At 38.2% G+C, this 25,766-nt stretch carries 24 protein-coding genes; 17 read left to right on the forward strand and 7 right to left on the reverse strand.

Features of this window, described 5'->3' with window-relative positions:
* Nucleotides 1-3: 3 nt before the first annotated feature.
* The 13 genes from CNR22_10415 (at nt 4) to CNR22_10475 (ending at nt 16,061) form a co-directional block, all read left to right on the forward strand.
* A complete protein-coding gene (locus tag CNR22_10415) occupies nt 4-420 on the forward strand; it encodes a DUF4440 domain-containing protein (GenBank protein ID PBQ32169.1) in 417 nt (138 codons plus the stop codon).
* A 19-nt stretch (nt 421-439) separates the two neighbouring features.
* Entirely contained in the window at nt 440-655 is a 216-nt protein-coding gene (locus tag CNR22_10420) for a hypothetical protein (GenBank protein ID PBQ32170.1), read from the forward strand.
* Between the two features lie 46 nt (nt 656-701).
* A complete protein-coding gene (locus CNR22_10425) occupies nt 702-1,676 on the forward strand; it encodes a hypothetical protein (GenBank protein ID PBQ32171.1) in 975 nt (324 codons plus the stop codon).
* A gap of 149 nt (nt 1,677-1,825) precedes the next feature.
* A complete protein-coding gene (locus CNR22_10430) occupies nt 1,826-2,572 on the forward strand; it encodes an isoprenyl transferase (protein ID PBQ32172.1) in 747 nt (248 codons plus the stop codon).
* 2 nt (nt 2,573-2,574) lie between these two features.
* A complete protein-coding gene (bamA, locus tag CNR22_10435) occupies nt 2,575-5,172 on the forward strand; it encodes an outer membrane protein assembly factor BamA (GenBank protein ID PBQ32173.1) in 2,598 nt (865 codons plus the stop codon).
* 70 nt (nt 5,173-5,242) lie between these two features.
* Nucleotides 5,243-5,770, forward strand: a complete 528-nt coding sequence (locus CNR22_10440; protein ID PBQ34871.1) for a hypothetical protein — start codon at nt 5,243-5,245, stop codon at nt 5,768-5,770.
* 31 nt (nt 5,771-5,801) lie between these two features.
* Nucleotides 5,802-6,422, forward strand: coding sequence for a hypothetical protein (locus tag CNR22_10445; protein PBQ32174.1), 621 nt, complete (start codon nt 5,802-5,804; stop codon nt 6,420-6,422).
* A gap of 123 nt (nt 6,423-6,545) precedes the next feature.
* Nucleotides 6,546-7,394: a helix-turn-helix-type transcriptional regulator gene (locus CNR22_10450; protein PBQ32175.1), complete on the forward strand. Its 849-nt coding sequence runs from the start codon at nt 6,546-6,548 to the stop codon at nt 7,392-7,394.
* Nucleotides 7,395-7,467: 73 nt separating this feature from the next.
* Complete coding sequence (locus tag CNR22_10455) at nt 7,468-8,931, forward strand: cysteine--tRNA ligase (GenBank protein PBQ34872.1); 1,464 nt, start codon at nt 7,468-7,470, stop codon at nt 8,929-8,931.
* Between the two features lie 5 nt (nt 8,932-8,936).
* Complete coding sequence (locus tag CNR22_10460; protein PBQ32176.1) at nt 8,937-9,788, forward strand: glutamine cyclotransferase; 852 nt, start codon at nt 8,937-8,939, stop codon at nt 9,786-9,788.
* Nucleotides 9,789-10,015: 227 nt separating this feature from the next.
* Nucleotides 10,016-12,838: a DNA polymerase I gene (locus CNR22_10465; protein PBQ34873.1), complete on the forward strand. Its 2,823-nt coding sequence runs from the start codon at nt 10,016-10,018 to the stop codon at nt 12,836-12,838.
* Between the two features lie 67 nt (nt 12,839-12,905).
* Complete coding sequence (locus tag CNR22_10470; protein PBQ32177.1) at nt 12,906-13,808, forward strand: hypothetical protein; 903 nt, start codon at nt 12,906-12,908, stop codon at nt 13,806-13,808.
* A gap of 66 nt (nt 13,809-13,874) precedes the next feature.
* The gene (locus tag CNR22_10475) at nt 13,875-16,061 is read left to right on the forward strand and encodes a hypothetical protein (protein ID PBQ32178.1); all 2,187 of its coding nucleotides are present in this window, start codon (nt 13,875-13,877) and stop codon (nt 16,059-16,061) included.
* Between the two features lie 2 nt (nt 16,062-16,063).
* On the opposite strand, the gene CNR22_10480 is transcribed toward CNR22_10475, so the two are convergent.
* From CNR22_10480 to CNR22_10490, 3 genes are read right to left on the reverse strand one after another with little or no spacing between them, the layout of a single operon-like run.
* Nucleotides 16,064-17,305: a hypothetical protein gene (locus tag CNR22_10480; protein PBQ32179.1), complete on the reverse strand. Its 1,242-nt coding sequence runs from the start codon at nt 17,303-17,305 to the stop codon at nt 16,064-16,066.
* Nucleotides 17,306-17,351: 46 nt separating this feature from the next.
* Nucleotides 17,352-18,845: an RNA polymerase sigma-54 factor gene (gene rpoN / locus CNR22_10485; GenBank protein PBQ32180.1), complete on the reverse strand. Its 1,494-nt coding sequence runs from the start codon at nt 18,843-18,845 to the stop codon at nt 17,352-17,354.
* 1 nt (nt 18,846) lies between these two features.
* Entirely contained in the window at nt 18,847-20,127 is a 1,281-nt protein-coding gene (locus CNR22_10490; protein PBQ34874.1) for a tyrosine--tRNA ligase, read from the reverse strand.
* Nucleotides 20,128-20,209: 82 nt separating this feature from the next.
* Between CNR22_10490 and CNR22_10495 the strand changes: the two genes are divergently transcribed.
* Complete coding sequence (locus tag CNR22_10495) at nt 20,210-20,512, forward strand: hypothetical protein (GenBank protein PBQ32181.1); 303 nt, start codon at nt 20,210-20,212, stop codon at nt 20,510-20,512.
* A gap of 180 nt (nt 20,513-20,692) precedes the next feature.
* Here CNR22_10495 and CNR22_10500 read toward each other — a convergent pair whose 3' ends face one another.
* The 3 genes from CNR22_10500 to CNR22_10510 all read right to left on the reverse strand — a co-directional run bounded on the left by CNR22_10500 (nt 20,693) and on the right by CNR22_10510 (nt 23,028).
* Nucleotides 20,693-21,130, reverse strand: coding sequence for a hypothetical protein (locus CNR22_10500; GenBank protein PBQ32182.1), 438 nt, complete (start codon nt 21,128-21,130; stop codon nt 20,693-20,695).
* A 209-nt stretch (nt 21,131-21,339) separates the two neighbouring features.
* On the reverse strand, nt 21,340-22,431 hold the full coding sequence (locus CNR22_10505) for a hypothetical protein (GenBank protein PBQ32183.1): 1,092 nt from the start codon (nt 22,429-22,431) through the stop codon (nt 21,340-21,342).
* Nucleotides 22,432-22,446: 15 nt separating this feature from the next.
* Nucleotides 22,447-23,028 (reverse strand): RNA polymerase subunit sigma-70, encoded by a 582-nt coding sequence (locus tag CNR22_10510; protein ID PBQ32184.1) that lies wholly within the window; start codon nt 23,026-23,028, stop codon nt 22,447-22,449.
* 307 nt (nt 23,029-23,335) lie between these two features.
* On the opposite strand from CNR22_10510, the gene CNR22_10515 reads away from it, so the two are divergent.
* The 3 genes from CNR22_10515 (at nt 23,336) to CNR22_10525 (ending at nt 25,030) form a co-directional block, all read left to right on the forward strand.
* Nucleotides 23,336-23,569 carry a hypothetical protein gene (locus CNR22_10515; protein ID PBQ32185.1) on the forward strand — a complete coding sequence of 78 codons (234 nt, stop codon included), beginning with the start codon at nt 23,336-23,338 and terminating at the stop codon, nt 23,567-23,569.
* 105 nt (nt 23,570-23,674) lie between these two features.
* Complete coding sequence (locus tag CNR22_10520; protein PBQ32186.1) at nt 23,675-23,899, forward strand: hypothetical protein; 225 nt, start codon at nt 23,675-23,677, stop codon at nt 23,897-23,899.
* A gap of 42 nt (nt 23,900-23,941) precedes the next feature.
* A complete protein-coding gene (locus tag CNR22_10525) occupies nt 23,942-25,030 on the forward strand; it encodes an MRP family ATP-binding protein (GenBank protein ID PBQ32187.1) in 1,089 nt (362 codons plus the stop codon).
* A gap of 17 nt (nt 25,031-25,047) precedes the next feature.
* On the opposite strand, the gene CNR22_10530 is transcribed toward CNR22_10525, so the two are convergent.
* The gene (locus tag CNR22_10530) at nt 25,048-25,695 is read right to left on the reverse strand and encodes a hypothetical protein (protein PBQ32188.1); all 648 of its coding nucleotides are present in this window, start codon (nt 25,693-25,695) and stop codon (nt 25,048-25,050) included.
* Nucleotides 25,696-25,766: the final 71 nt, after the last annotated feature.

A 25,766-nucleotide genomic window follows, 5' to 3' on the forward strand; every position in this document is an offset into this window, starting at 1 on the left:
CAAATGCTAAGAATAGTTTTAATCCTGTGTTTATTTTTTGTTAGAACGACCTCTGCACAAAACAATACAGCCGACGTATTAAAGTGTATGAAAAAGCAAGAGGAGAGCTGGAATAAAGGCGATATTCCGGGCTTTATGAACTATTACTGGAAAAGTGATAGTCTCAAATTTATTGGTAGCAAAGGCATAACTTACGGTTGGCAACAAACGCTCGACAACTATATAAAAAGTTATCCGGATAAAACAGCGATGGGCATATTGAAATTTGAAATTAAAGAATGTACGCAGCTTTCTCCAACAAGTATTTATGTTATCGGGAGTTGGGAGCTGCAAAAAAAGAAACAGGCGGGTGGGTATTTTACACTTCTTTGGAAAAAAATAGATGGTAAGTGGGTTATTGTGACGGATCATACGAGCTAGTTAAAATGTAAAAGCGAAGATGGAAAATGTATCAGTAGGATTATACAAACATTACAAAGGTCAGATTTACGAAGTAATAGGTGTTGCGAGGCACAGCGAGACACTGGAAGCGCTTGTGGTTTACAAAGCAACTTACCAACCAGAGGGCGAGAATTTATGGGTGCGGCCGCTTGCTATGTTTGAAGAAAAGATTATTGTAGAGGGTAAAGAAATGAGACGCTTTGCCAGGATTTAATGCTCTTTTCTTAAACCATCTTCGCTATTTCAACGTAAGTGCATGTATGAAGGTGAACTATTTTTTCGTGCTTGTATTTTTAATGTCTTTAAGATCTTTTTCGCAAAACGATTCGCTGAGCAAACCTGTTCTCGAAAATTATTTCGGCTTTAATTACGACAATGATTTTTTCAGTGCCACTGACAGGTATTATACTCAGGGAATCCAACTAACCTTTATTCATCCCATTGTAAGATATTCACCCTTTTCTTATGCCTTGATAAAACTAAATAAGAGAGCGTTAAACTACTATGGCTTTCATGCCAAACAAGATGTATTTACGCCTAAAAGTATTCGGTATAAGGGTGGCTCTGTGTATTACGGGGAGAGGCCTTTCACGGCAATTTTCTACATATCCCATTCTTTGACTTCCATTAATTCTTCCAAAAAATTACTTCTCCGTACGCAGCTCGACCTTGGTATTCTCGGTCCTGAAGCATTAGGGGAAGAAGAACAAAAAGGCATTCACAAAGCCCTGGACAATATACAGCCATTGGGTTGGGAAAATCAGCTCTCAACAGACTATATCATTAACTACAATGTAAAGGCTGAGCGCGGTTTATCGTTGAAAAAAAACAGGGAGGCTATGGTTTCTCTTAACGCCAGGCTGGGAACATTATACACAGATTTTGGTATGGGATTAAATTTCCGTTTCGGAATTTTTAGTCCTTACTTCGACAACCTGGGCCTGGAGAAAACCTCTGCAAAAAGAAAGAACAGCTTTAAACTCTATGGTGTAGCAAAGGCTAACGGACGTTTCGTAGTGTACAATGCCACTTTGCAGGGGGGGCTCACAAATTCCGGTAACATTTACCAATTACCTGCCAGCTCTATAACCCGGGGAGTAGCCGATTTATCAGCTGGTATCGTAATGGCTTATAAAAATTTCCAGCTGGAATATACCAAAGTATACATAACTCCCGAATTTAAAGGGGGTGTAGACCATGGTTGGGGAAGATGCCTGATAACAGTTTGCTTCTAAATAATTTATTTTTGATCACTTTGTAACTTTTTTGCAAGGCCGGGCGTCTTATCACCAGTGGTATGCCATCATTGTTAAAATTGTAAAAAACTGGAATTTAATTAGCTGATTTTTACTATTTTACTATCTTTGCCCACCCATTTTCACACATGGATTTAAAAGCATCTATTAATAAAAATAACGTTCCTAAACATGTAGCCATCATCATGGATGGAAACGGACGTTGGGCAAAACAACAAGGGGAAGATCGTGTTTTTGGTCATTACGAAGGAGTAAACTCAGTACGCGAAATTGTAGAGGCTTGCGGAGAAATTGGCGTGAAATTTTTGACACTTTACGCTTTTAGCACAGAAAACTGGAATCGTCCGAAAGAGGAAGTAGATGCTTTAATGGAATTATTGGTTTCTACAATTAGCATGGAAACACCCAATCTTCATGAAAAGGGCGTGAGACTGCAGGTAATTGGTGATACAGATAGCCTGCCTGTTTCTTGTCAGAACGAACTTAAAGAATCGATGGATCTTACAGCAAAGAACGAAAGGGTTACTTTGATATTGGCTTTAAGTTACTCCAGCAAATGGGAAATAACCGACGCAGTAAAAAAAATAGCAGCCAAAATCGAAAAAGGCGAAATCAAAGTAAGCGATATCAATTCTCGTTTAATTGATGATAACCTGAATACCAAAAACTTTCCTGATCCCGAATTAATGATAAGAACCAGTGGAGAAAGCCGCATTAGTAATTTTTTACTTTGGCAACTTGCCTACGCTGAATTTTATTTTACAGAAGTGCTGTGGCCGGATTTTAGAAAAGACGAATTCTTTAAGGCTATTCTTTCCTATCAAAACCGCGAACGTCGTTTTGGAAAGACAAGCGAACAAATAACCAACAACTAATTATGACTAAAAGGTTCTATAAATTAATTTTTCTTTTAGTTATCTCCTTGCAGATCGCGGCACAACAGAATGATACGCTGTTTATGGAAGCCGCAAGAAACAAAAAGAAGTACACGCTTGGAGCTATAAAAATTGAGGGCGCTGATTTTACAGACAGAAATGTTATTAGTCTCTTGTCAGGTCTTACCGAAGGAGAGGAAATAACAATTCCCGGAGATAAGATTTCTGATGCCATCAAAAAACTTTGGAAACAAGGTTTATTTGAAGACGTACAAATTTTACAGGATAAGATTGAAGGCAAACAACTTTTTCTGATTATTAAAGTGGTTGAACGGCCGCGTTTATCAAAATTCAGTTTTAAAGGAAACGTAAAAAAGAGTGATGCAGATGAGCTTCGCGGCAAACTCCGTTTAGTGAAAGAGCGTGTGGTGACTGATTATTTAATTGGAACGGTGAAAAATACCGTTAGAGATCACTATTTAGCAAAAGGATATTACTTTAATAAAGTGGATATTACCCAGGTTAAGGATACAGGAACTAAAATCCCTCACACAACTCTTACCATTAAAGTTACCAAGGGAAGAAAAGTGCGAATTGGCAAAGTAAATTTTATTGGTAACACTGTGGTTAAATCTTGGAAGCTTCGCAATAACCTTGAAGACACAAAACAATTCAGATGGTACAATCCTTTTAATTCAGGAAAATATTTAGAAGAAAACCTTCAAAAAGACCTTCCGGCGATTGCGGCAAAATATAATTCGAAAGGTTACCGCGATGCGCGAGTGGTGAGAGATACAGTTTATTTCACGAGTGATAATCGGGTAAATGTTGATATTTATATTGCAGAAGGTAATAAATATTATTTCGGAGACTTTAAATGGTTTGGAAATACAAAATACAGAAGCGGGCAATTGGATACGGTTTTAAACATTCATGCCGGTGATGTTTATGACCAGAGTAAACTCGAACAAAAGTTATTCATGAATCCAACAGGGTTTGACATTTCGAGCCTCTACCTGGATGATGGTTATTTATTTTTCCAGGTGCATGAACAGGAAAGTAATATTCATAATGATACGATTGATTTTGACATTATGATGTTTGAAGGTAAACAGGCCATCATTAATAAAGTTACTATTAAAGGGAACGACAAAACGAACGATCACGTTATTTACCGTGAGATTATGACCAAGCCGGGGCAGTTGTTTCGTCGTAGTGATATTATCAGAACTAACCGCGAGTTAGCACAATTAGGTTATTTTGATCCTGAAAAAATGGATGTAAAACCTACGCCCAACCCGGTAGATGGAACAGTAGATATAGAGTATATTGTGGAAGAAAAACCAAGTGATCAGATCGAGTTGAGTGGCGGTTGGGGCGGTCGTTCACAATACAATACCGGTTCATCAGCACGTGGCTTGGGTATTATTGGCACACTCGGTGTTACTTTTAATAACTTTTCTACTAAAAATATTTTCAGGAAAGAAGCCTGGAGACCTTTACCAGCAGGTGATGGCCAAAGATTAAGCATTCGTGCTCAGACCAATGGTGTTTATTACCAATCGTATAATTTCTCTTTTACCGAACCCTGGTTAGGTGGTAGAAAAAGGAACTCATTAACGGTTTCCGCTTTCCACTCTTTATTTAATAATACAGCAGAAAAAAAATACATTAAAACAGATGGCGTTAAATCTATTAACCCGAACCGCTCAAGCATGAGCATCATCGGAGGTTCTATCGGGTTAGGCCGCAGGTTAAAATGGCCTGATAATTTCTTTAACATGTACACCAATTTGAACTACAACTACTATGAATTAATCAATTATAGTTCATTCGTTTTCAAAACGGGGTATGCTAACGATCTTAACTTAGGGATTAATATTTCAAGAAACTCTATTGATGCTCCCATCTATCCTAAGTCGGGCTCTAACTTTGTGCTAAGTGGACAGTTTACTCCGCCTTATTCTTCTTTCGATAAAAAAGATTATTCACAGCCAATGACAGACGCTCAACGCTATAAATACATTGAGTATCAAAAGTACAAGATCACTGCAGAATGGTTTACACAGCTTACAAATAAAAAAGCAGCAGAAGGATCGGAGGCACGCAACCTGGTGCTCCGTACAAAAATCGGATACGGATTTTTAGGGTATTACAACAAAAAAACCGGCTATTCGCCATTCGAACGTTTTTATATGGGAGGAAGCGGTATCAGTGGCTTCCAAAACTTCGTAGCGCGTGAGATCATTGGTTTGCGCGGGTACAAAGACAACACCATTTCCTCTCAATACGGAGATCCGATTGTAGGTCGTTACACAATGGAATTGCGTTACCCGGTGAGTTTAAATCCATCTGCAACCATATTTGTACTTGGCTTTGCAGAAGCAGGGAACAGTTGGGGTAGCTTCAAGCAGTTTAATCCTTTCAATGTAAAACGTAGTGCCGGTGTGGGTTTAAGAGTATTCTTACCAATGTTTGGCTTGTTAGGTGTTGATTATGGATGGGGCTTTGATAATCCAACAGGCAACACAGATTCCGGCAATGGCAATGGCAAAGGCCAGTTTCACTTCACTATCGGTGGAACATTAGGAGAACTTTAGAAAAAATGTTAATTCACGGATAAATTTTACATTGGCACGTTTTATGTTTAATTTTAAAAACGATAAAATTATGACAAAGAAATTTCTAGTAACACTTGCATTTTTACTTGGCACTTTGCTTGCTAACTCGCAAGGTAGCGCCGCAAAATTCGGGTACGTCGATACCGATTATATTCTGAGCCAGATTCCCGAATACAAAGCAGCTCAGAGCGAGCTCGACAAAACCTCTGTGCAATGGCAAAAAGAAATTGATGCTAAATATGCCGAAGTAGATAAACTTTATAAAGCATACCAGGCAGACGCTATTCTTCTTACTGAAGAAATGAAAAAGAAACGCGAAAACGAAATCATCAATCGCGAAAAAGAAGTAAAAGATTTACAAAAACAACGTTTTGGAGTTGACGGCGAATTATTTAAAAAACGTCAGGAGCTTGTAAAACCAATACAGGACAAAGTTTACAACGCTATTAAAGCGGTAGCAGAAAAAGCCGGCATGGGATTTATTCTTGATAAAACCGGGCAGGTATCCATTCTTTATGCAAATTCCAAGTACGATAAAAGCGACGACGTATTAGTTTACCTTGGATATAAAAAGTAAATTTAAACTCTAAAAACTATAAAAAGAACAGATGAACACAACAATTAAAAAGGTGGTATTAACACTTGCTGCGGCAGGTTCTTTAACCTTCGCACAAGCTCAAAAAATAGCACATTTAAGCTTTGATTCTCTTATCAATATGATGCCTGAAACTAAAATCGCTACAGATGCTGCAAAAGTATTTTTAGATGGGCTTGAAAAAGAAGTGATTGCTATGGATAGCGAATTACAGGCGAAGTATAAAAAATACATGGAAGAGTCGACAAATATGAGTGATCTTCTAAAAAGAAACAGAGAAGAAGAAATTCAGTCGCTTCAAAAACGTATCGAAGATTTCAGACAACAAGGTAACCAGGAATATACTCGTAAATCAGCTGAGTTAACAGCTCCGATCATGGAAAAAGCAAAAAAAGGAATTGATGCAGTAGCCAAAGAAGGAGGTTATAAATATGTGCTGGATACAAGTACTGACAGAACATCTGTGCTATACCACGAAGCTTCTGACGACATTTTAATGTTGGTAAAGAAAAAACTAGATAGTATGCCACTGGCGCAAATTCCTGGCGTTACGCCTGCTAACACCGGCGGAATTAAAGCTCCACAACAAACGCCACCACAAGGAGGCGCTAAACCACCGGCTCAGAAAAAATAAGATTTAAAAACCCTCTCCAAAAAAGAGGGTTTTTTCTTGCCTCATAAACAAATATTAAATTCAGGTGTTAACTAGTAAAATCGGGTTGTGCCATCTAAGTATTCCATAAAAGATCTTGAACTAATGTCAGGTATTAAAGCGCATACCCTGCGAATTTGGGAACTGCGCTACAATATCCTGAAACCTGAACGCACTACAACAAACATCAGGTATTATAATAATGACGATCTGAGGCGTATTCTCAATATTTCTATTCTCAATAAAAACGGACACAAAATTTCCAACATTGCCGATCTGGATGATGTGACCCTGGTTAAAGAGGTTGAAAAATACCTTAATGATTACCTGAAAGAAAGCAATAAGATCGAGGGCCTTTACATGTCTTTACTAGACATGAACGAAGACCGATTCGAAGAAATTATCAATAATTCTATCCTAAACCTTGGATTTGAAAATACCATTGAGAAAATAGTTTTTCCTTTTCTGAAACACCTGGGTAATATGTGGCAGATTGGAGCGATTAGCCCAGCACAAGAGCATTATATCTCAAATCTTGTTAGACAAAAACTTATAGCCGGATTAGATCGACTGAGCCCCGAAATACAAAAGAGTCCGAAAACTTTTTTGTTTTTTCTTCCCAACAACGAGCTCCACGAAATGGGTTTGCTTTACACCTGTTACCTTGCCAAGGCTAAAGGCCACAAGTGCTTATACCTTGGTCAGAGTGTGCCGCTTGACGATCTAATTGCCATTGGAGAATCGGTAGGACCTGATTATCTTGTAAGCATTCTTACAAGCCGTATGCCCGACAATGGATTGGAAGTTTTTTTAAATGGCTGCGAACAAGGGCTCAGGAAATGTAAATTTTTATTAAGTGGAAGATTGATAATGGACCCGGATGAAAAGGTAAAATTACCCTCGCAACGATTTCTGCAATTTGAAGATTTTAATGCTTTTAAAAAGCAACTTTAACGCTTTTATTTTAATAGTATTTAGGACTGGAAAATTTTTTTCAGTCTTTTTTTTTGCCGTAATTTACATGACTATGCAACCGTTATTTTTATACAACACCTTATCCCGTAAAAAAGAAGAATTTAAACCACTTCATCCGCCATTGGTTGGTTTGTATGTTTGTGGTCCTACCGTTTATAGCGACGTGCATTTAGGGAATTGCAGAACTTTTATATCCTTTGATCTTGTTTACAGATATCTTTTGCATTTGGGTTATAAAGTTCGTTATGTTCGAAACATAACGGATGCCGGGCATTTGGAAGGTGATCGCGATGAAGGAGATGATAAATTTGCAAAAAAAGCGCGGATCGAACAGCTCGAGCCTATGGAGATTGTTCAGAAATACACCGTAGGATTCAGAGATGTGATGCGTGAATTTAATACGCTTCCACCAAGCATAGAACCTACAGCTACAGGACACATTTCAGAGCAGATTGAAATGGTAAAGGAAATTATCGCAAATGGACTCGCGTACGAAATTAACGGCACGGTTTATTTTGACGTAGAAAAATACAGCAAAGAATTTAATTATGGTCAGCTTACCAATCGCAAGCTCGAAGAACTTTTAGAAGGCACTCGAGAGTTAGGCGGACAGGATGAAAAGAAAGGAAGACTTGATTTTGCATTGTGGATCAAAGCGAAACCTGAAACCATCATGCGCTGGCCATCGCCCTGGGGATGGGGCTTCCCGGGTTGGCACATAGAATGTTCTGCTATGAGCAGAAAATATTTGGGCGATACATTCGATATTCACGGTGGCGGAATGGATTTGCAGGCAACGCATCATACCAATGAAATAGCGCAATCGCAAGCATGTTACCATAAAACACCGGTAAATTACTGGATGCATACAAACATGCTTACTGTAAACGGCGTTAGAATGTCAAAATCTGCTGGTAATGGATTTTTACCGGGAGAATTATTTACAGGAAATCATCCTCTGTTGGAACGCGGCTACAAACCCATGGCCGTGAGATTCTTCATGCTTCAAACGCATTACCGCAGCACGCTCGATTTTAGTAATGAGGCTTTACAGGCAAGCGAAAAAGGCTTCGAGCGTTTAATGGATAGTTATACTACTCTGCAAACATTGCAAGCTTCAACAAGCTCGAATGAAAACATTAAAGACATTCAGGATAAATGTTACGAAGCCATGAATGACGATTTTAATACTTCGGTATTGATCGCACATTTATTCGATGCTGCAAGAATTATTAATTCATGCAACGATAAAAAAACAAATTTAACGCAAAGCGACATAGATCTTTTGAAAAAAATATTTTCAGATTTTCTATTCGATGTTTTGGGATTAAAGCAAGCAGAAAGTAACGACCGCCTGGATAATGCTTTAGATAAGGTGATGGAGCTCGTTCTGGATATGAGAGCAAAAGCTAAAACCGGCAAAGATTTTAAACTAAGTGATGAAATTCGTGATAAGCTAATTGCAGCGGGCATTCAAATAAAAGATTCAAAAGAAGGTAGTACCTGGAAAGTTTAAAAAGTATGAAGATCCAAAAAAACCTCCCGATAGCTATCGGGATAAAAAAAATAAGCTTTCTTGCTTTAATTTGTCTTATAGCTTACGCTTGTGGTACCGATAAAAAAGAAACCCCCGAAAATACCCAGCCAGTTGCAAAGACAGTTCCCGCAATTTCTTATTCCATTGTAAAAACCTACCCGCACGATACTACTGCATTTACGGAAGGTTTGTTATTTAACGAAGGACAATTATTCGAAAGCACAGGGGATGTTGATTACCTCCCTCAAACAAAATCTGCCTTGGGAATTGTGAACCTGGAAACAGGCAAACTCGATTTAAAAGTTGAAATAGACAAGACTGCGCACTTTGGCGAAGGAATGGTTATTCTAAATGGCAAGATCTATCAGGTAACGTTAGATAGCCATGTTGGATTTGTGTACGACGCGAAAACTTATAAAAAAATAGATCAGTTTAATTATCAAAACGAGGGTTGGGGACTAACTACCGACGGAAAAAGTATCATAATGAGTAATGGCACTTTTAATCTCACATACATAAATCCTTTAACCTATGCGATAGAAAAAACCGTAGCGGTAACTGAACAAGGGTACGGACTCGATCATTTGAATGAACTGGAATATATTAAAGGATTTATTTATGCAAATGTTTGGATGACAAATTACGTTGTAAAAATAAATCCCGAAACCGGAGAAGTAGTGGGTAAACTCGACCTGGACGATCTTAACGTTAAATCAAGAGAAAAGCAGCCGCGTTCCCTGGAAATGAATGGAATAGCATACGATGCGATTTCTGATAAAATTTTGGTGACTGGTAAATTATGGCCAAACATCTATGAAATAAGTTTTCCTCACTAATTTCTGAACTTAATTTATTCACACTTGCCAACATGCCTTTTATTACCGGGAAAATTTAATTTTCTTTATAAAAGATTTTCGAGAAAAGAAGGTTTCCTGACTTCAACAATCCGGTATCAGCAATAATTTGCCGAGTTTAGAAAGGAATGGTTTTCCTACAATTTTAATTATAAGAGCGCACAAAAGCGTTTAAAAACTTTAATGCCTGTTAGAAGGTTACTATTATGATCACAAAACAAACCGAGAAAAAATTATTTTTACTGGATGCTTACGCCTTAATTTACCGCGCGTATTTTGCTTTTAGTACTAACCCACGCGTTAACTCAAAGGGTTTTAATACCTCTGCTATTTTTGGATTCACCAACACATTACTTGAAATTCTGAATAAAGAAAAACCAAGTCACATTGCGGTTGTATTTGATATGGAGGGTCCAACACAGCGTCATGTAGAGTTTGAAGCGTATAAGGCTAACCGCGAAGAAATGCCTGAGGACTTACGCAAATCAATCCCTTTCATTTTTGAACTTGTAAGAGGGTTTAATATAGAAGTGTTGGGATTAGAAGGTTACGAAGCAGATGATGTGATAGGAACACTTGCTATTAAGGCAGAAAAAGCAGGCTTCACTACCTATATGATGACGCCTGATAAAGATTACGGACAGCTTGTAGATGCAAATACTTTTATTTACAAACCAGCGCGTTTAGGAAATGGCGCTGAAATACTGGGCGTTGAAGAGATTTGCAAAAAGTGGGAAATTAGAAATGTAGCAGAGTTGATTGATATTTTAGGATTGATGGGGGATAAAGTCGACAACATTCCTGGCATTCCCGGAGTGGGCGAGAAGACAGCCATTCAACTTATAAAAGATTATGGAAGCATCGAAAATTTATATCTCAATACCGACAAACTTAAAGGAAAATTAAAAGAAAAAGTTGAGAACAATAAAGAGATGGCGCTTCAATCAAAAAGATTAGCAACCATTTGTCTCGATTGTCCTGTAGAGCTTGACGAGGAAAAATTAAAATTAAGAGAGCCGAACAAACCTGCCTTGCTCGAAGTGTTCAAAGAACTCGAATTTAGAGCAATTGCTCAAAAAGTAATAGGTGAGGACATTGGAGGAAAAGAAAAACTTCCTGCAGAAAAACCTAAAGGAAATTCCGCTCAAGGAGATTTATTCAATACATCAGACGATTCATTGCCGGCTGATTCACCCTCAGAGCCCGCTCCAACCAACTTTAAAACGATTGCAGAGGTTGAACACGCTTACGAATTGGTTGATACGGATGAAAAGTTGGCTTCGCTAATGGCATTGCTTCAACAACACTCTGAATTTTGTTTTGACAGTGAAACAACTTCACTCAATACCCTGGAAGCAGAAATAGTTGGTTTTTCATTTGCGATAAAAGCTCACAGCGCTTATTATGTGCCGTTTCCAGCAGACAGATCGGAAGCTTTCGCGAAACTAAATGTCTTTCGCGAACTGTTTGAAGACGAATCAAAAACGTTAATAGGGCAAAACATTAAATACGATTTTCAGATTCTAAAAAATTATGGCATCGAAATAAAAAACAAATTGTTTGATACCATGGTGGCGCATTTTCTAATTATGCCCGAAATGCGACATAACATGGATATTTTATCGCAGACTTACCTTGGTTACACACCGGTGAGTATTGAAACCCTCATTGGAAAGAAAGGAAAAGAACAATTAAGCATGCGTGATGTGGAGATCGAAAAGATAAAAGAATACGCTGCTGAAGATGCTGATGTAACGTATCAACTTAAAACCGCTTTCGCCCCTAAACTGGAAGAAAACGAAGTAGAAAAATTATTTACGGAAGTAGAGGTTCCGCTAATTAAAGTTTTAGCAAATATAGAACGCGAAGGCATTAATCTTGATGTTCCGGCCTTACGCGAGTTCTCTGCGCAACTACAGGGCGATATAACTCTTGTTGAAAAAGAAATTCAGGATTTTGCCGGAACTAAATTTAATGTTTCGTCTCCGAAACAAGTAGGTGAAATTTTATTTGATTATTTGAAAATTGTAGAGAAGCCAAAAAAAACGAAAACCGGTCAGTATGCTACAGGTGAAGATGTGCTGAGCAAATTGGAAAACGCACATCCCATAGTCTCAAAAATTCTGGATTACCGCGAATTAGTTAAGCTTAAAAATACCTATGTGGATACTTTACCGGAACTGGTAAATGAAAAAACAAAACGCATTCATACTTCCTTTAACCAGGTGGTTGCTGTAACAGGGCGTTTGAGTAGTGACAACCCTAATTTGCAAAATATTCCAATTCGTACTGAGAGAGGGCGACAAATCAGAAAAGCATTTATTCCAAGAGATAGCGATCATATTTTATTGAGTGCCGATTATTCGCAAATTGAATTAAGAATCGTGGCAAGCATTAGTGGGGATAAAAATATGTGCGAAGCTTTTCAATTAGGCAAAGATATCCACACTGCAACAGCGGCAAAAGTTTTTGGAGTTGCTGAAGCTGATGTAACAAAAGAAATGCGTTATAAAAGTAAAAGTGTAAACTTCGGAATCATCTATGGCCAGGGTGCTTTCGGTTTATCCGAAAATTTAAACATCTCCCGTGGTGAAGCCAAAGAACTCATTGATAACTATTTTAAAGAGTACGGCGCCATAAAAAGCTACATGGACGAGACCATTAATTTTGCACGCGAAAATGGCTATGTGAAAACCCTACTTGGACGTAAACGCTGGCTGCGCGACATTACTTCAAACAACGCTACGGTAAGAAGTTATGCAGAAAGAAATGCTATTAACGCCCCTATCCAGGGCTCTGCGGCCGATATGATTAAAGTGGCTATGATAAACATTTATAAGGAGTTTGAAAGGCAAAACTTTAAATCAAAAATGTTATTGCAGGTGCATGATGAGTTAGTGTTTGATATTTATAAACCAGAGTTGGAATTAGTTAAACCCATCATTGAAAAATTAATGAGCGAAGCTTTACCTCTGGCAGTACCCGTTGAGGTTGGCCTTGGAACCGGTGAGAACTGGCTCGCGGCTCATTAGACCGTTTTAAAAAATCCATTAAAAAAGCAGGAGGGCAATATTTCTGTCATTGGTCCGTTTGAAGACTATGAAAAAATATGCAATAGTTCTCTTTGCTTTAATTTCTGTTCTCTCTGCTAAAGCACAAAAAGATAGTTTAAAAAAGATCCGCTTTTCAGGCATACAAGCCGATATCGGGACACATTATTTTCCTGACTACAAGCAGCTCAGTCGGGAAGACTATCAGAAATTTGTAAAGAATAACAAACTTCTTTATGCCGATGTTTCAGGATACAAAGTACAAAACGGGTATTATTACACCAGTTACGAGGGCCTTGTAGGACTTAGATTTTACGCTACTATCCAAGATTCTAGAAAATTAAAAAAAGAAGTCCATATGGGACTGCGATACGGACAGGAGAGTAATATCGGACTCAGTCTTAATAAAAGCACTCATGACACGGTAGCGGTTTACACAAGTGGAAATAACGAAACCTACTATAAGATAAGAACAACAGACAACAACTACAATTTCGGAATTAGTTCTCAAAAACTAATTTTACCACTCGGTTTTAATTTTACTACAAATAAAGATAAGCACATTTGGATCAGTTACGGTGTTGAAGTTTCACCATTTATAAATTTTAAATACCAGTTCCAGTCTTATTATAGTACGAGCTATATTTATACATTAGTGAAACAAGGCGATAGCTTAATGAGTCCGGAAAACTTAACCACTAACAATTCCCGCTTTAACACTAGTTATTATGGAGGTAGTGAAAGAACTAAATTAAATGGTGTAGGTTATGGAGCTTACCTTTCACTTCCATTCGCAGTTTACCTGCATCCCTTTTTAAAAACACGTTTCTTAAAACATATTAATCTTATGGCTTCCATAACGCCGGGTCTTGTTTACTCTTACAGTAAATTTTATGGATCTACAACAGCAGGTGGAGCAAACTTCGCAGTAGGAGTCAGGTACAATTGGTAGGGCAGGTTTCCTGTTAAATTATTTGATACCTGCAATGCTATGATTATATTTATGTAAACATAGCCCATGAAAAGACTTCTATTTTCTCTCTTCGTTTTTACTGCTTCAAATTTTTATTCTCAGTCTGCCTCCGATGCAGCAGTTCAATTGAGTGCTAGTGTGCAGGCAAGTCCCGCTCAAATTACATTAAACTGGATTGGCAATGCTACAAGTACCCAATACCAGGTGTATAGAAAATTAAAGACTTCTTTTTCCTGGGGTAGCTCCCTCGCTACTTTAAATGGAACAGCAACGAGTTATGTCGATAATTCAGTAATCTTAGGAGAAAATTATGAGTACCGCGTCTCCCGCAGTGGATCAGGGTATAGCGGACATGGTTATATTAATTCTGGGATTCGAGTTCCGGAAATTGCTTACCGCGGAAAATTAATTTTGCTGGTTGACAGTAGTTTTATTGTTGCATTATCGTCGGAGCTTTCGAGATTGGTAGCAGACATTGAAGGTGACGGCTGGGAAGTTATTCGCCACGATGTACTAAGAACAGCTTCTGTAACGCATGTAAAAGAGTTAATCGTTAACGACTACACAGCCGATACGTCTTTAACAACTAAAGCCGTTTTTTTGGTTGGACATGTACCTGTTCCCTACAGCGGAAATATAAATCCAGACGGGCACAGTGATCATCTCGGCGCCTGGCCTGCAGATTGTTATTACGGAGACGTTAACGGCAACTGGACAGACAGCTTTGTAAACTCTACAACGGCATCACCCGCAAGGACACAAAATACGCCAGGCGATGGTAAATTTGATCAAAGTATAATTCCAAGTGATTTGGAGCTACAAGTGGGTAGAGTTGATTTTAATAACATGCCGGCATTTACTTCTTCAGAGCAACAACTTTTAAAAAACTACCTTGATAAAGATCACGCCTATCGTAAAAAAATATTCGCTCCAGTGAAACAAGCTGTTGTGGATGATAACTTCGGCTACTTTAGCAGTGAGGCATTTGCAGCCAGCGGTTATAAAAACTTTGGCCCACTTGTAGGTACAACCAATGTTTCGAATGCCGATTACTTTACGAGTATGACTGGCACAAGTTATGCCTGGTCTTACGGCTGTGGTGGCGGCAGTTATACGAGTGCGGGAGGGATCGGTTCGACTTCTAATTTTGCGTCCTCAAATCTTGAAGGAGTTTTTACCATGCTTTTTGGTTCGTATTTTGGCGATTGGGATTCACAGGACAATTTTTTAAAGGCACCTTTAGCGCAGGGAAAAATATTAACAAGTGTTTGGTCCGGGCGGCCTCATTACCAATTTCACCATATGGGATTAGGTGAAAACATTGGTTATGGTGTTTTACAAACGCAAAATAATCCCGGTAATTTATATTATGCAAGTCCTACTTCTATTACAGGACGCTGGATCCACAATGCTCTGATGGGCGATCCTACTTTAAGAAATGATGTGGTGGCGCCGGTAGCAAATGTAGTGGCTACAAAAGTGGGATACAATTGTCACATCTCTTGGAGTGCAAGTACCGAATCAAACACCATTGGATATAATATTTATATGAAGAACGACACCAACGCTTCCTATGTAAAATTAAATGCGACACCTGTAACAAGTACAAGCTATACCGACAATTGTTTGCAGTATAAAGGAGTTTATACTTACATGGTTAGAACATTAAAGCTCGAAGATGTTCCCAGCGGCACCTATTACAATATGAGCGAAGGAATTTCAGATACAGCCTATAACTCCAGCCCCTCCAAAATATATGCGGCATTTTCAGCATCTCTGACAGGCGCACAAATTAATTTTTCGAATACAAGTATTAGCGCAACAAATTACTTTTGGGATTTTGGAAATGGACAAAACAGTACTTTAATGAATCCGTCTATTAACTACAATCAAAACAACCTTTATGTCATCACGCTAATAGCGAGCAATACCTGCGACCAGGATACCATTTACCAAACAATTCAAATAACAGAAGTCGGTCTAAAAGAGTTTTCAGAAAATAAGGCAGTTAAATTATTCCCAAATCCCAGCAAAGGAATTGTCAGTATCCGTTTCGAAAAAGAGGAAGTGTTTTCTGTTGACATATACAATAGCGAAGGAAGAATAGTGGCAGAGTTTCACACGGTTCTATCTGATGAAGAAATTAATTTGCAGACGCTGCCTAAAGGACTTTACCTGGCACGAATAAGCACAGAAGCTAAATCCGCTTTAAAGAAATTTATGATAGAATAAGATTAATCTTTTACGCAACGAATACTCAAACCAGAAGTTGCGTACATATAGTATGTATTTAAACTCGTGTAAGAATAGTTTAAACTTTTAGCAGATGTGGAGCTTCCGTTTATCCAGAAATAAGCACTGTAGGTTTGATCTCTAAAATACTGTGATTGATCACAATACCCACAACCCGTTCCAGAAAATCCACTTTCGTTCGTTCCAGTGTTATAATACCAATAGTCATTACCTACAATTCTCATTTTTGCAGCTGCATTTGATCCAAGTTCATTTTCCAGGGCCAGCCAGTCGCTGCTGTTTGCAACGTGCCAACCCAGCGGGGCAATATTTCTTGTGGAGTTTACACAGTACCAGTTGTATAACTTGCCATATGCAGGCAGAGTGGTTGAGGCATTATTATAATTGCAGTATCCAGCTGTTGAAAGACTACTCCATGAGGTAGTATTATTTACAAAGGGAATCGAAGTGCCATCGTTAAAACGATTAACTCTAAGGTTCTCGGTCATCCATTCTTTACCGCCAATTATCACAGTACCATAAACATTTCCATTATAATCCGTCACACTCCCGTAGGTAGTTTTAAATTTTATTTCATCACCATAGGCTGTACCATCAGCATTTGTAGCGTAGGCCCTCACGTAGTAGACAGTATTATTTGTTAGTCCGCTTAGTGTTAGGCTGTACGTGTAGCCGGTAAAAACAGAGGCTGTATACGTTTTTACGAAATTAGTGATCTTTGGTTTAGCAGTGGTGCTCCAGCAAAAACCTATAGATGTAATGGGTTTACTGGTAACACTTTGAAGGATTGCGGAACATACTGCCGAAGACTGCGTTACAGAAGTTGGATTATTTGTTTTAAGTGTAGGAAGCGGTGGAGGATTGGCAGTTGTGAAGGTCAAAGTTTTTCCATAGCCTGTGCGGTATTTATTTGTGGCGTAAGCCCGCACATAATAAGTCATATTTGCTTCCAAGCCGCTTGCTGTAGCATAAAAATTATCTTCTCCATCTCCCGCCGAAACATGATTGTCGGTGATGTCCGGAATATGATCATTACTCCAGCAAACACCTTTCTCAAGTATGGGGCCATTTTCAATTTCTGATCCACCCATACGTGCAGTATAACTGGTTATTGCTTGAATATCACTTGTTGCAATGCGCGGCGCCGACTCATCTTCCTTTTTTTTGCAGGAACTAATGATGGTAATGCACAGAATAAGAAAACAGATTGTTTTAAATTTCATTGGGTGTGATTTTTGAAGTCTAAAGATAAACGAATTATGTAAAAATTTATATTTCCTTGCGCATTCGCCCTACCGGAATATCAAGTTGTTCGCGGTATTTGGCAACCGTGCGTCGTGCAATGTTATAGCCTTTTTCGTTTAACTTGGCACAAAGCTCATCGTCGGTTAGAGGATGTTTTTTATCTTCTTTCTCGATATGATCTTTTAAAATATTTTTTATTTCACGACTACTCACTTCTTCTCCACTATCAGTGCTCATACTCTCACTAAAGAAAGTTTTCAATAAAAAAGTGCCATAAGGTGTCTGTACATATTTGCTGTTAGCCATTCGCGAAACAGTAGAAAGATCAAGTGCAACACGGCTTGCAATGTCTTTTAAAATCATTGGTCGCAGTTTACTTTCATCACCCGTTGCAAAATAATCGTTTTGATATTCAAGAATGCACTGCATACACATACTCATAGTTGCGTAGCGCTGCTGCAAAGCTTCAATGAACCACCCGGCACTTTCTATTTTACTCTTAATAAAACCAGAGGCTTCTTTGCTGCTTTTGTCTTTGCTCCTGGTATATTCTTTCAGCATTTCCTGGTAGTCTTTACTGATCTTAAGATCTGGCATATTTCGACCATTAATACTTAGTTCAGGTTTTCCATCATTAACCGTTACAATAAAGTCAGGAACAACGGCGCTAAAACCACTTTCCTTGGTATCAGTGTTTCCTGGACGAGGATTCAAATGGGTAATCTCACTAATGATATCTTTTAACTCTTCATTGTCAATTTCAAGACGCTTTAAAATTTTATCATAATGTTTCTTCGAAAACTCCTCCATGTGATGCCTGATCACATCCATAGCAAGAACAACTTCTTTAGTTTTTTCGGTTTTGCGTTCAAGCTGAATGAGTAAACACTCTTGCAAATTTCTTGCACCTACTCCCGGCGGATCAAAACTCTGAAGAATTTTTAAAACGGATTCTATTTCTTTTACGTCGGTAGTGATGTTGTAATTAAAAGCCAGATCATCAACAATCAAATCGAGCTCGCGGCGAATATAACCATCTTCGTCAAGACACCCTATCAGATAAGTGCCGATAGTATACTCACGGTCTGTTATATCTTTTAAACCTAACTGCTGTTCTAAAAGCTCCTGAAATCCTACTCCTTCAACAACCACAAAATCGCGTGTTTCGTCATCGGGCCCTTTATTTACAACTTCATATTTATAGGAGTCAAGCTCTTCGGCATCCATGTAGTCTTCCATCTCTACATCACTCGCCGAAGTTTTCATTTCTTCCTCTTTAAACTCGCCGTTATCGTCAAATTCTTCTTCAGGAGCGGTTTCCCCATCATTTTCATTGCTGTATAACTCTTCTTCAGTACTATTTTCCTGATCTTCCTCAAGTGCGGGATTTACTTCCAACTCTTCTTTAATGCGTTCTTCAAGTGCCAGTGTTGGTAACTGCAATAACTTCATCAGCAAAATTTGCTGAGGCAGCAGCTTTTGCGAAAGTTTAAGATATTGCGATTGTTTAAGTGCCATATTAATTAATGCTGCAGAGGTAGTAATTTTTTTTACCTTTCTGTATCACGATGTATTTATTATTAATGAGATGATTTGTATTCACGATAAGATCGTGACTCTCTACTTTTGTTTTATTTATACTTACACCGCCACCGAGAATCATTTTTCTCGCTTCGCCTTTACTCGGAAAAACAGAAGTTTTTTCGGCAAGAAGTTCCAGTACTCCTATGCCGGCCTCTAGTTCGGATTTTGTTACACTAAATTGCGGGAGTCCGTCAAAGACATCTAAAAAAGTTTGTTCATCTAAACCTGTAAGTTCGTTTAATCCGCCGTTAAAAAGAACAGAGCTTGCGTCTATGGCATTGCTGAGGTCTTCCTGGCTGTGCACCAATGTTGTTAAATCATTCGCCAAAGCTTTTTGCAAAATGCGTTTTCCCGGATCCTTTTCATGTTCGGCAATCATGGCTTCCGTTTCTTCCTGCGAGAAGAAAGTAAAAATCTTGATCCAGTTTTTAGCGTCGGCATCAGAAGTATTGATCCAGAACTGGTAAAATTTGTAGGGACTTGTTTTTGTGCGGTCTAACCAAACGCTTCCACTTTCGGTTTTTCCAAATTTTGTGCCATCTGCCTTGCGAATTAGTTGTGTGGTTAAAGCATAAGCTTCATTGCCCGACTTACGACGTATAAGCTCTGTTCCGCTGGTAATATTGCCCCATTGGTCAGAGCCGCCCATTTGGAGCTTGCAGTTTTTAGTTTCGTTTAACTTATAAAAATCGAAAGCCTGGAGTAGTTGGTAACTGAACTCTGTAAAGCTCATGCCGGTTTCTAAGCGGTTTTTAACCGAATCTTTTGCCATCATATAACTAACGGTTAGGTGCTTGCCGATATCACGAATAAAGGTCAGAAAAGAATAATCTTTCATCCAGTCGTAATTATTCACAAGAACCGCGCCATTTCCTTCAGATTTAAAATCTAAGAACTTTTCGAGTTGTTTTTGCAGACCGGCCACGTTTTTATTTAAAGCTTCTTCATCCAGCAAATTTCTCTCAGCAGACTTTCCACTCGGATCACCAACCATACCAGTAGCGCCGCCAACGAGAGCAATGGGTTTATGCCCCGCCTTTTGAAAACGCAACAAAGTAAAAACCTGTGTAAGATGACCAATGTGAAGTGAATCGGCTGTAGGATCAAAGCCAATGTAGCCACTTACAATTTCTTTTTCCAGCAATTCTTCAGTGCCGGGCATAATATCCTGCAGGAGCCCCCGCCAACGTAAATCAGCAACAAAATTAAATTTCATAATGCCTAAAATTACAAATATTGCCTGCATTTACAGCAATTATTGTTTTAAAATTTCGGCTTATTATTTCTAATTTTACAAAATGTTTATATACAATGTAACGGTTAATATATCCGACGATGTGCACCAGGATTGGGTGAAGTGGATGAAAGAAAAACACATTCCTGATGTTATGAAAACAGGATGTTTTATTGATAGTCAAATGGTGAAAGTTTTATACGTAGAAGATGAAGGTCACACTTTTTCAACGCAGTATAAGTTCTTAGAAATGTCGGACATCGAAAAATACCAGAAAGAATTTGCACCGGATCTGCAAGCAGAGCATAAAAAAATGTTTGGAGATAAGTATACAGCTTTTAGAACTTTGCTGCAGATTATTGATTAGGTCTCCAGTACTCTTGACCGGGAAAGTGGAAAAGAAGTTTTAAGCGTCCCCGATAGTTATCGGGGCAGAAAGGGTAAAAAGAAAAAAGTCGGTAACCAACCGACTTTTTCAACCAAAGCAACTAATTGTTTAACCCTTAATTATGACAATTGTTACTTATTCTCTCAACAAGAAACAGCACTAATTCATTTTAAACGGAGGAATTTTACCGTCTTTCATTAATTGTAAACTTTTCTTTTTATGTTCTTCAAAATTTCCGAAAGCCAGAGCATCCAGCATTTCCTGGCGACTCATGTCGGGATTATTAAAATTTTTGCGAATCTCATCTGAACAACGGTCCACATATTTTTCAAATTTCATTGGCGCCCAAACGTATTCTTTTTTTACGGCGTCTTTCTTAAATGCAAATTCTTTAGGAAGATCTCCTTCAATTTTAGATTTAATGTCCAAACCTTCGTAGGTTTTTGGCAACTGACGGTTGTCAAACAAGAATGGCTTACTCACCATAATTACATGTTTTTTACGTTTTGGATCTATCATCGACAGACCTTCAATGCGTAATCCTTTTTTCTTGAGGAGTCCGTATTTAGATTCAAAGTGTTTTAGGATTTCAAACATGAGAGCAGTAGTTTTAGGCAACTAAGTTAACTATTAAATTGTTAATAACTTAGTTTTAACATTGTTATTTAAGTTAATATTTTCAAAACCCTTTTCAGGGAATGTTAGCAAGTGGTTAGTAAGCGGTTGATAACAGGTTAAGTCTCTGAAAGAGAACAACTTGTTTTGGTTCAAAACTCGCGAATGAATGAAGAAAAAGGAACTTAATGCTAGTCTTTTTTGTAAACCAAAACATTAAAAACATATGGGTTTATCCTTTTAACCTGTTCAGAACGCTTCAGTTTTTTTAAACTGCCTTTTTTGCCATTCTGACTCAATAAATCTTGTTTTGTACTGTCTATATCACAAGATTTAATGGAATTTAAGATCTCTTTAGCTTTGATAGCAAAACCTGTGGCCTCAGCACCAGAAATTTTCCCACGAATTACGCCTATAATAGTACCATTTTCATCCAAAAGCGGGCCCCCACTGTTACCAGGATTAACCGGAATAGAAATTTGATACATATTAGTATCGTTAGAATAGCCGCTTAAAGAACTTAAAGAGCCTTCTCCATAAACCATTTCATTGCGGGGATAGCCTAAAGTAAAAACTTTCTCACCGACATCGGTACTTTTTTCATTTAAGCTAAAAGGTACCTGCCAGTTTTTATAAAGGTCTTTGTTATCAACCTTTATAACAGCAAGATCTAATTTCGGATCAAAGAATACTAAGGTTGTAAGCGCTCTTTCAGTAGAAGCATTTCTTATAAAGATACTATCGGCGCCTTTAATCATATGATAACTGGTGAGGATATACCCTTTATTATTTAAAGCAAACGCACTGCCTTCAAGATTCGCAGGTACATACGGCTTTTTATTATTGGTATTTTTAAGACCCTCTACAATACCATCAGTAGAAGCTTTTACTTCACTCACTTTGCGGTTAAGCTCTGTGAGTTCGTTGCTTTGTTTAGTGATGAATAAACCACCTGTGCTTAAAGCCGCCACGGTGCTCAAAACCGCAATAAAAGCAGTACTTGCAGCCACTACTATAGTGCGGCCGTGACGTTTTGCAAAATTTTCTTCCCTGTTAATTGAAATGATTTTCGAGTTTCCGAATTCTTTTTCGTGAATAGCTTTTAGTTTATTTTTAAACTCAACGCGTGAGGCATGTTTTTTCAATGAGTCAACCAGCGCTTTGTGTTCATTAAATGCGTTGGCCATAATGCTGTCGGTATTCAATAAATTTTCAAAGCCTGCTCTATCTTCAGCACTCATACTTCCATTCAGGTAATTGTCAAATAAATCACTAACTCTCATAATTTTCTTTCCCCTTTATTCTTGTTCAATAATTGCTTTATCAAAAAAATATTTCTTTAATCGTTGTAAACATTTGTACTTCTGGTTTTTTGCATTATCGGCATTTGTATAGCCAAACTTTTCAGCAATTTCATCCATATTCATTCTATGCACGTAGAAGTCCTTTATCAGTGTGGCGCAAGGTTCTCCAAGTTCTGCCAGACTTTTATTCATTTTTTCAATTTCCAGTTCTTTGGCGGTGTGCTCGTTTAAATCTGTGCTCACATCTACCACTTCATTCTCGTCGTCTTCTTTAAATAAAAATGTTTTGCCATTTTTTTTAAGTTGCTTTAACCAAAGACGCTTTGAAACAGAATATATGTAGGTCTGTAGCTGACAATTTAACTCAAACTCTGGCTTTTGCGCGTTTTCGTAAAGCACAATAACTGTCTCCTGGTAAATGTCCTTAGCTGCTTCTTCCGTGCCGCTGTTGTTTACAATAAATTTAAGAACGATGTTATAATACTTCTTATATAAGGCACTAAGCACTTCACTGTTGCCGCTGCGCAAACCATCAATAAATTGATCATCGGTAAACTGCGGTTTGGTTCTGGACATAGACACCTTGTTTAGATTAATACTTTGTTTTGATAAAGGTAACCTGTTTTTAACAAATAATTTATTCTAGATTTTTTTCCAAAGATCCGATACCTATCGGATTGGCAGATTGCACTCATTAGTTTTTGTAAAGATAAGAGCCTTAACTGGGTCAAATATAGCAGGTAACCTCCAATTGCAATAAATTTAAGACTTTGATTACCAGTTAATTATGAATTATTCTTAATTTTCGTTCTTTTTTTGGGTTACCATTTTCAAATTCTGGTATAAATGTAAAATTAACAATCAATTTAAAACTAAAACCAAAATGAAAAAAGTATTCTCTATTATCGCTGTAGCTGTTGTTGCTACTTTCGTTGCTTGTGGACCTTCTGCTGAAGAAAAAGCAAAATTAGAAGAAAGAGCGAAATTTATTCAAGATTCAATCGCTGCTTCAATCAGCGAATCAATGCAAACTACTGAGCCTACTGCTGATACTACAGCTGTTGCTGCTCCTGCTACTGAAACTGCTGCTCCTGCTGCAGATGCTCACGCACACTAAGAATTTGTGTTTAGTTAGTTAGCTGAATGGCCTCAAAGTTTTTACTTTGGGGCTTTTCTGTTTTTTGATTAGCTTTGTTTTCCATTAAATTACCTAGTATTTACTATGAAAAATCTTTTTTTACTCTCTGCTTTCGCTTTTATATTGATTTTAACTTCTTGCGGACCTGCTGCTGAAAACAGACAGGTGATGCATGAACGTGCTAAAGTTTTCCAGGATTCTATTGCGAATATGATCCGCACTTCCATGGCGGAAGCTGAGGCTCCAGGAGGTGTGGTAGTTCAACCTGCACCTGCTGCTACGCCGGCACCAGCGCCTGCAAAGAAATAAAAGCCAGATCGGCACTTATACCTTAATTTTGTAAACTCAATTATGGAAATTACAGTTCAAAACGTAATAGATGCCTTAAAGTATGTAGATGATCCGGATCTTAAAAAAGATTTGATCACTCTTAATATGGTTAAGGATATAGAAGTAGAAGGGAAGAATATTTCCTTTACAGTGGTGCTTACTACACCGGCTTGTCCTATGAAGGATATGATTCACAATGCATGCATGAATGCGATTCTACATTATGTAGATAAGGAAGCAAAAGTGAAGATCACCATGTCGTCGAACGTTACCACAAAAAAAGAAAAAGACGAAACGACCTTACGTGATGTGAGAAACATTATTGCTGTTGCCAGCGGTAAAGGTGGTGTTGGAAAAAGCACGATAGCGGCGAACCTCGCTGTTGGTCTTGCCCGACAAGGAGCTAAGGTAGGTTTGGTGGATGCTGATATTTATGGTCCTTCACAACATATAATGTTTGGTGTACAGGATGAAAACCCGGGTTCTGTCGAGTTTAACGGACAGAAAAAAATGTCACCGGTAATAAGTCATGGCGTAAAACTAAATTCAATTGGGTTTTTAGCCGGTCCTAACCAGGTAATTGCTTTACGCGGGCCTATGGCTACTAAAGCTCTGTCACAATTATTTTACGAAACCGTTTGGGGCGAGCTAGATTATTTGATAGTAGATCTTCCTCCCGGAACAGGCGATATTCAAATCAGTTTGTGTAGCCAGGTTCCTGTAACAGGCGCTGTTGTGGTTTGTACGCCGCAAGAAGTGGCTATTTCTGATGCGAGAAAAGGAATTGCTTTATTTCAATTACCACAGGTAAATGTTCCAATACTCGGACTTGTAGAAAACATGGCCTGGTTTACTCCTGAAGAATTGCCTGAGAATAAATATTACATTTTTGGTAAAGACGGTGTAAAACATTTAGCCGAAGAATTACAGGTACCACTTATTTCACAAATACCTTTGGTGCAAAGTGTGCGTGAAGCCTCTGATGCTGGTCGCCCGGCGGTGATGCAGGAAAATACACCGCAAGCATTAGGCTTTTTAGAGCTTGCGCAGAATGTGGCTCAGCAAGTTGCTATTAGGAATGCATCAACTACTGTTGAGGCTACCGTTTAATTTTAAATTTTCGGTATCTATTGTTCGAATGTAAACTCTGAAATTAAAGAGTATTCATATCCAGAATTGTCGGAAGTATTTTTTTCTGAGGTCAAAACAATTTTCTTGTTTCTGAGTTCCTTAATAGTGTAAGTTAAGTCGGTGCTGCTTCCCTTAGAAAATGTTGAATATCCGCCTCCAACATATCCGCCTCCACCAATTGGATTCAAGTATTGACTAACATACGAATCGAGGTGTATAACAATTTGCTCCTTATTTTTATGAGTACCTATTCCTGCAGTAAAATTCCATGTTCCTTTTTGGGTAATTCTGCTTTGATTATCTGTGATCATTTCTGAAAAAAATTCTCCATTTTTTTTGAACTCCATAGTATAAGAGACTGATCCCGTGTAATTATCTGAGAAAGCATTTCCTGCGGAGTCACTGTAAGTGGTTGTACTGGAATAGCGAGCGTCAGTGTAACTGGTAGAAATACTATTTGCCGAAGCGTTATTTCCTGTAGAAGAAGTATTATAGTTTTCAGTACCGCTTTTTATCTTCCATTCTCCTACAACCCTTGCCTTACGTGTTCTCAAAGATAACAAAGGATCATCTTCACCTTTTTTGCAGTTTGTAAATAATTGACAGAGAAGTAAAGTTATAAATGCAAAATTTAGTATTTTCATAGTCTTTGGGTTCAATTATAATGCTTGTGTAGTAAAATATTGCAGGGAAATTCCCTCGGGTAACTTATAAA

It is taken from the genome of Sphingobacteriaceae bacterium, from assembly GCA_002319075.1.
GTDB lineage: Bacteria > Bacteroidota > Bacteroidia > B-17B0 > Aurantibacillaceae > Aurantibacillus.

Excerpts from the sequence above, each read along its gene's own strand:
- CNR22_10490 (PBQ34874.1), bottom strand. The coding sequence starts at position 20,127 with ATGAAATTTAATTTTGTTGCTGATTTACGTTGGCGGGGGCTCCTGCAG.
- bamA (PBQ32173.1), top strand. The coding sequence starts at position 2,575 with ATGACTAAAAGGTTCTATAAATTAATTTTTCTTTTAGTTATCTCCTTG.
- CNR22_10445 (PBQ32174.1), top strand. The coding sequence starts at position 5,802 with ATGAACACAACAATTAAAAAGGTGGTATTAACACTTGCTGCGGCAGGT.
- CNR22_10470 (PBQ32177.1), top strand. The coding sequence starts at position 12,906 with ATGAAAAAATATGCAATAGTTCTCTTTGCTTTAATTTCTGTTCTCTCT.
- CNR22_10425 (PBQ32171.1), top strand. The coding sequence starts at position 702 with ATGAAGGTGAACTATTTTTTCGTGCTTGTATTTTTAATGTCTTTAAGA.
- CNR22_10480 (PBQ32179.1), bottom strand. The coding sequence starts at position 17,305 with ATGAAATTTAAAACAATCTGTTTTCTTATTCTGTGCATTACCATCATT.
- CNR22_10510 (PBQ32184.1), bottom strand. The coding sequence starts at position 23,028 with ATGTCCAGAACCAAACCGCAGTTTACCGATGATCAATTTATTGATGGT.
- rpoN (PBQ32180.1), bottom strand. The coding sequence starts at position 18,845 with ATGGCACTTAAACAATCGCAATATCTTAAACTTTCGCAAAAGCTGCTG.
- CNR22_10515 (PBQ32185.1), top strand. The coding sequence starts at position 23,336 with ATGAAAAAAGTATTCTCTATTATCGCTGTAGCTGTTGTTGCTACTTTC.
- CNR22_10475 (PBQ32178.1), top strand. The coding sequence starts at position 13,875 with ATGAAAAGACTTCTATTTTCTCTCTTCGTTTTTACTGCTTCAAATTTT.
- CNR22_10420 (PBQ32170.1), top strand. The coding sequence starts at position 440 with ATGGAAAATGTATCAGTAGGATTATACAAACATTACAAAGGTCAGATT.
- CNR22_10530 (PBQ32188.1), bottom strand. The coding sequence starts at position 25,695 with ATGAAAATACTAAATTTTGCATTTATAACTTTACTTCTCTGTCAATTA.
- CNR22_10415 (PBQ32169.1), top strand. The coding sequence starts at position 4 with ATGCTAAGAATAGTTTTAATCCTGTGTTTATTTTTTGTTAGAACGACC.
- CNR22_10525 (PBQ32187.1), top strand. The coding sequence starts at position 23,942 with ATGGAAATTACAGTTCAAAACGTAATAGATGCCTTAAAGTATGTAGAT.
- CNR22_10440 (PBQ34871.1), top strand. The coding sequence starts at position 5,243 with ATGACAAAGAAATTTCTAGTAACACTTGCATTTTTACTTGGCACTTTG.
- CNR22_10520 (PBQ32186.1), top strand. The coding sequence starts at position 23,675 with ATGAAAAATCTTTTTTTACTCTCTGCTTTCGCTTTTATATTGATTTTA.
- CNR22_10500 (PBQ32182.1), bottom strand. The coding sequence starts at position 21,130 with ATGTTTGAAATCCTAAAACACTTTGAATCTAAATACGGACTCCTCAAG.
- CNR22_10505 (PBQ32183.1), bottom strand. The coding sequence starts at position 22,431 with ATGAGAGTTAGTGATTTATTTGACAATTACCTGAATGGAAGTATGAGT.
- CNR22_10450 (PBQ32175.1), top strand. The coding sequence starts at position 6,546 with ATGTCAGGTATTAAAGCGCATACCCTGCGAATTTGGGAACTGCGCTAC.
- CNR22_10455 (PBQ34872.1), top strand. The coding sequence starts at position 7,468 with ATGCAACCGTTATTTTTATACAACACCTTATCCCGTAAAAAAGAAGAA.
- CNR22_10460 (PBQ32176.1), top strand. The coding sequence starts at position 8,937 with ATGAAGATCCAAAAAAACCTCCCGATAGCTATCGGGATAAAAAAAATA.
- CNR22_10430 (PBQ32172.1), top strand. The coding sequence starts at position 1,826 with ATGGATTTAAAAGCATCTATTAATAAAAATAACGTTCCTAAACATGTA.
- CNR22_10495 (PBQ32181.1), top strand. The coding sequence starts at position 20,210 with ATGTTTATATACAATGTAACGGTTAATATATCCGACGATGTGCACCAG.